Origin of the sequence: Microcystis sp. M169S2 (assembly GCF_020245865.1) — a bacterium.
Taxonomy (GTDB): domain Bacteria; phylum Cyanobacteriota; class Cyanobacteriia; order Cyanobacteriales; family Microcystaceae; genus Microcystis; species Microcystis ichthyoblabe_A.
The window spans coordinates 1-4,808 of sequence record NZ_JADBUB010000138.1; the positions used below are offsets into that span (position 1 = coordinate 1).

Annotated in this window: 5 protein-coding genes; all 5 read right to left on the reverse strand. The window is 42.5% G+C overall.

Features of this window, described 5'->3' with window-relative positions:
• Nucleotides 1-143: 143 nt before the first annotated feature.
• The 5 genes from IM485_RS14235 to hcp all read right to left on the reverse strand — a co-directional run bounded on the left by IM485_RS14235 (nucleotide 144) and on the right by hcp (nucleotide 4,043).
• Nucleotides 144-692 carry an NADH-quinone oxidoreductase subunit B family protein gene (locus tag IM485_RS14235; protein ID WP_002733074.1) on the reverse strand — a complete coding sequence of 183 codons (549 nt, stop codon included), beginning with the start codon at nucleotides 690-692 and terminating at the stop codon, nucleotides 144-146.
• Nucleotides 693-738: 46 nt separating this feature from the next.
• The gene (locus IM485_RS14240) at nucleotides 739-1,203 is read right to left on the reverse strand and encodes a hypothetical protein (RefSeq protein WP_238142024.1); all 465 of its coding nucleotides are present in this window, start codon (nucleotides 1,201-1,203) and stop codon (nucleotides 739-741) included.
• A gap of 4 nt (nucleotides 1,204-1,207) precedes the next feature.
• Nucleotides 1,208-1,606 (reverse strand): hypothetical protein, encoded by a 399-nt coding sequence (locus IM485_RS14245; RefSeq protein WP_104396957.1) that lies wholly within the window; start codon nucleotides 1,604-1,606, stop codon nucleotides 1,208-1,210.
• 6 nt (nucleotides 1,607-1,612) lie between these two features.
• On the reverse strand, nucleotides 1,613-2,329 hold the full coding sequence (gene hoxU / locus IM485_RS14250) for a bidirectional hydrogenase complex protein HoxU (RefSeq protein ID WP_104396958.1): 717 nt from the start codon (nucleotides 2,327-2,329) through the stop codon (nucleotides 1,613-1,615).
• A gap of 85 nt (nucleotides 2,330-2,414) precedes the next feature.
• Nucleotides 2,415-4,043, reverse strand: coding sequence for a hydroxylamine reductase (hcp, locus tag IM485_RS14255; protein WP_287743898.1), 1,629 nt, complete (start codon nucleotides 4,041-4,043; stop codon nucleotides 2,415-2,417).
• Between the last annotated feature and the right edge of the window lie 765 nt (nucleotides 4,044-4,808).

Here is a 4,808-nt window from a genome sequence, read left to right on the forward strand (position 1 = left end):
ACTGATAACTGATAACTGATAACTGATAACTGATAACTGATAACTGATAACTGATAACTGATAACTGATAACTGATAACTGATAACTGATAACTGATAACTGATAACTGATAACTGATAACTGATAACTGATAACTGATTCAATTAACCAAATTTAATCATTTCTCGCCCTACCATCACGGGTAATTCCCCTTTTAAAATCGGAATTAATGTCTCGCGAATTCTGTCCGCATCGGGGGGACAACCCGGCATAAAAATGTCGATGGGAATGACTTGATGGACGGGCAGCACTTGATCTAATAATTCGGGAACGATACCGGGTTCTTCTGGTAGTTGAGGCGTGTTATCTCCTAACTCTAAATAAGCTCTTTTTAGCACGGGATCGGCAGTTCCTAACATATTCCGCATAGCGGGAACGTTAGCAGTCACAGCGCAATCACCAAAAGAAACGACGGTTTTGGTATTTTGACGGACTAGATGAATTAGTTCTAAATTATCCTGATTAGCGATCGCTCCTTCCACTAAACAGACATCGACATTTTCTGGATAGGTTTTCAGATCGCAGCCGACGGGACTATAGACAACGTCAACTTTTTCGGCTAATTCTAACAGCCATTCGTCCAAATCGAGGAAGGACATATGGCATCCCGAACAACCGGCTAACCAGACAGTAGCGAAGCGAATTTTACTCATAATTTTAATTCCTTGTTTGTTAGGTTTTGGCAATAGTGATTACTAGCTAATAGAAAAGCGGCTGTTTACCGAGGGGCGGGTTTTTGCCTGTCTCGACAAGTTCCTGATTATCTGCAATTAAAGAAAAAAGATCGATCCCCTTCCATTCTTGCAAAAATTCACAGATTAGCTGTGGTGTCCAATTTTCACCTCTAAAAAACTTAAAATTTTTCGTGTGGACATTGAGAAAAAAATGCAAGATATTACATTGATCCTGCGCCCCGAAAATAGTCCCCTTGACTGTCCAATTATCCACACTACTGGCGTAATCCTCGATCGCCCGATCTGCCGCCGCCACACGCTCTCGGTATTGATCACAGAATTGGCGAAGCATCTGGGGAAATCGCCCAACTTCGGCGAAAAGTTCGATCGCGGACCAAGCTAAATTGGTTGGTTGAGATTGATAATCCAGCAGGGATAGACAGAGATCCAAGGCTTGCAGAAAGATCTGTTCGAGATTTGTATCATTCATAACATTATTGATTTCCTTGACGCAGTAGGGTGGACCAACCATATTGAGCTTGAGCGATTTCGTGAGCAGAAGGCTGATTCATACCCTGATTAATCACTAAATCCGATTCTAAGATTTCGTGTTGTAAAAAGACACGATCGATCGCCGTTCCCTGTCCTCGCGCCATCCTCAACCACGCCTTTGCCATATCAATACTAGGCCAAAATTCATACTGACTGACACCGCTACCGAAAGCGTAGTCCTTTGCTCGTTGAGTTTCCCGAGCAGAAATACCGCAGTAATCGGAAATCAAGGGAATATCTTCATTCATCCCCATAATCTCGTCATACAGAGCCATTTCCGCCCGCAGATACTTGGCATAAATACCTAGATGTCCCCAACGAGGGTTTTGAGAATCTACCATTTTTCGCTAACGCGTCCATTGGTGTTCAGTCCTAGCGTTAACTAAAAATTCCAACTTCGATCGATCTTCCTCTTTTTCAGAAACGGCGGAACCCTTGCGGAATATGGCTCCCGTTGGACAAGCGGCAACACATTTGCCGCAGGAAGTACAGGCAGAAACGCTGCCCCAAGGCTGATCCATTCCCGTGATAATTTTATCTTTTTCGCCGCGATAAGCCAGATCCCAAACGTGCGCCCCTTCAATTTCATCACAGACTCGTACACAACGGGTACAGAGAACACAACGATTATGATCGATACCAAAAAGATGATGGGAAATATCCACTTCTCGCTTGGGAAAACGGTAGGGAAAACGACTATGATCCATACCCACTTCGATGGCTAAATCTTGTAATTCACAGTTACCATTAGCCACACAAACTGCACAAACATGATTACCTTCAGCGAATAATAATTCCACTGTCATGCGGCGATATTCTTTCAGTTTTGGGGTATCGGTATGAACCACCATTCCTTCCGCCACTTCCGTTACACAGGCAGGTAATAGTTTATTAATACCTTCAATTTCTACCAAACATAAGCGACAGGCAGCCACTTCAGAAACCCCATCCAGATGACAGAGGGCAGGAATTTTTATTCCTACCTGACTAGCGGCTGCGAGAACTCGCGAACCCGCTTCGATCGCTACATCTTTGCCATCAATGCTTAAAGTGATTACGGACATAAAAATTATTCTCCTTGAGGATAATATCCCTCTCCTTCCCATAGGCCACAATTTGTGGCCAAGGGTGGGATTTTTACAGAAAGTTTTAACCTAGACAATCGGCTAAGTCTTTTGCGGGGGTGGTAATCGGCTGCAGGTGATAGGTATCGGAGAGGAATTTGAGGACGTTAGGGGAGATAAATGCCGGTAAAGTTGGTCCCAGACGGATATTTTGCATACCTAGATGCAGCAGGGTGAGCAGTACAGCGATCGCTTTTTGTTCGTACCAAGAGATAATTAGGGAGAGGGGAATCTCGTTGACGCTAACGTTAAAAGCGTTGGCTAATCCTAGGGCGATTTTGATGGCACTATAGGCATCGTTACATTGTCCCACGTCCATCAGCCGGGGTAATCCTTCGATAGTACCTAATTGTTTGTCGAAAAAGCGGAATTTTCCACAGGCAAGGGTTAAAACGATGCAATCTTCGGGAACTTGTTCCACGAATTCGGTGTAGTAATTGCGATCGGGTTTTGCCCCATCGCAGCCGCCAACTAGGAAGAAGTGACGGATTTTACCCTGTTTAAGGGCATTAACCACCGTATCAGCGACACTAAGAACGGTATTGTGGGCAAATCCCACCATTACCTGCCGAGGTTCGCTTATTTCAGTAAATCCGGGCAATGATTGCGCTTTAGCAATCACGGGACTAAAATCGATCGCACCGTCCACTGTTTCTAAGCGGTTAATATGGGCATAACCCACAGGTCCGAGGGTAAAGAGTTTACTTTCATAGTTTTCGTGGGGGGGCATGAGACAATTAGTAGTTAAAACTATTGCCCCCGGAAACTTAGCAAATTCTTTAGTTTGATTTTGCCAGGCGGTGCCATAATGACCGTAGAGATGGGGATATTTTTCTTTGAGTTTTGGATAACCGTGGGCGGGTAATAATTCTCCGTGGGTATAGACTGTTATCCCAGTATTGGCAGTTTGTGCCAGTAAAGCCGCTAATTGTTTAATATCATGGCCGGAGACTAAAATGGCTTTACCTAGACGCGGATTTAAGGGAACATTTGTCGGTATGGGATGACCGTAGGTTTCCGTATGACCTTGATCTAATAATTCCATGGCTCGCAGGTTTGCTGCCCCGACTTTTAGACAGATTGCCACCCAATCATTCAGGTTTAAATCACTGCGATCAATTGCCGCTAAAGTCTCTTGGATAACCTGATAAACTGAGTCATCCTCTTGACCTAATTCCTGAGCGTGGAAAGTATAGGAAGCAAGACCTTTAACTCCGTAGATAGCGGTTAACTTTAGGGAAAAAATATCGAGATCCTGTACTTTTTCAATTAGTTCTAAGGATACTTCTTGACCTTGGCTGACTAGGCTCTCATTAAAATTAGGCTGATAGTTAGCAAGTGCAGACCAGTCCACCGATCCCAATTGTGCTTTTAAATTTTCCCGAATCTCTAAACAACGCTGAATATAATCGGTAAAACGTCTTTGATCGAAGTTCACATTGGTCATGGTGGCGAAAAGCGACTCGCAGGTAAAAATATCGGCTTCGCGAGTAGATATTGCCGCTTCTTTGGCTTTTAAAACCACCGATGCTAATCCCCGCAGACAATAAACTAATAAGTCTTGAACGGCGTTGACTTCGGGACTTTTTCCACAGGCTCCCCACTGATGACAACCATTACCACTAGCGGTTTGTTCGCATTGTTCACAAAACATAAGTTTTCTCTCTTTTTTCAGTAGATTGACAGATTGTTGCGATTTTTTCTACTAAATTGAATTCTGCTTTTTTGAAAGTTAGTTATCGGCCCTCACCCGGCAGGAATTATGGATTTTACGACTGGAAAGCTTGTCTTGACAGCCTCTACTCTCTGAACTATGTTTTTATTCTCTCACTTTTTTTGCCGGTTGGGTTCTGATTTTAGATTTCCTCAAGAATTACCGATTAAACAATTATTTAGTTGTCTTATTAAATTAAGTATTTTTTGTGATTTTTATGATATAATGAGCGAGATTTTCGATTTTTAGCTGGGTGTTTGCCAGTGTCATAGCAATCGGTCTCCTGATTAGGATAGAAAGTTGGAACTTAAGAGTTATTATCGCCTAACTGTGATGATAGGATTGCTTTCGACATAGATAGTTATCTCTTTTTTTATTTACTTAACTTAACCGATTATCTCGCCGAATCTGCTCAAAATCTTTATCTGTTTTTGCCAGATCCTGATATTTGACATCAAGACTGATGAACGATTTATTTTATTAGTGGTATTCCGATATCTTTGCAGATTTTATTAGCGAGAATATCCCTAATTTCCGTATGTCTTGGAATCGCAGATCTTTTATTTAGGGTTTGCTGAATAAATCTAAAAACCTTGTTGGATAAGGCTTTTAGACTTTTTTTCCCTGAAAAAGTGCCTACCATTGGAGTGATTGGGGGGAAAATTTAGGGATTTTTTCCCTGAAAATTAGGTAATTGACCACCTG

Coding starts and splice junctions, on each gene's coding strand:
- IM485_RS14235 (WP_002733074.1), bottom strand. CDS start 692: ATGAGTAAAATTCGCTTCGCTACTGTCTGGTTAGCCGGTTGTTCGGGA.
- IM485_RS14240 (WP_238142024.1), bottom strand. CDS start 1,203: ATGAATGATACAAATCTCGAACAGATCTTTCTGCAAGCCTTGGATCTC.
- IM485_RS14245 (WP_104396957.1), bottom strand. CDS start 1,606: ATGGTAGATTCTCAAAACCCTCGTTGGGGACATCTAGGTATTTATGCC.
- hoxU (WP_104396958.1), bottom strand. CDS start 2,329: ATGTCCGTAATCACTTTAAGCATTGATGGCAAAGATGTAGCGATCGAA.
- hcp (WP_287743898.1), bottom strand. CDS start 4,043: ATGTTTTGTGAACAATGCGAACAAACCGCTAGTGGTAATGGTTGTCAT.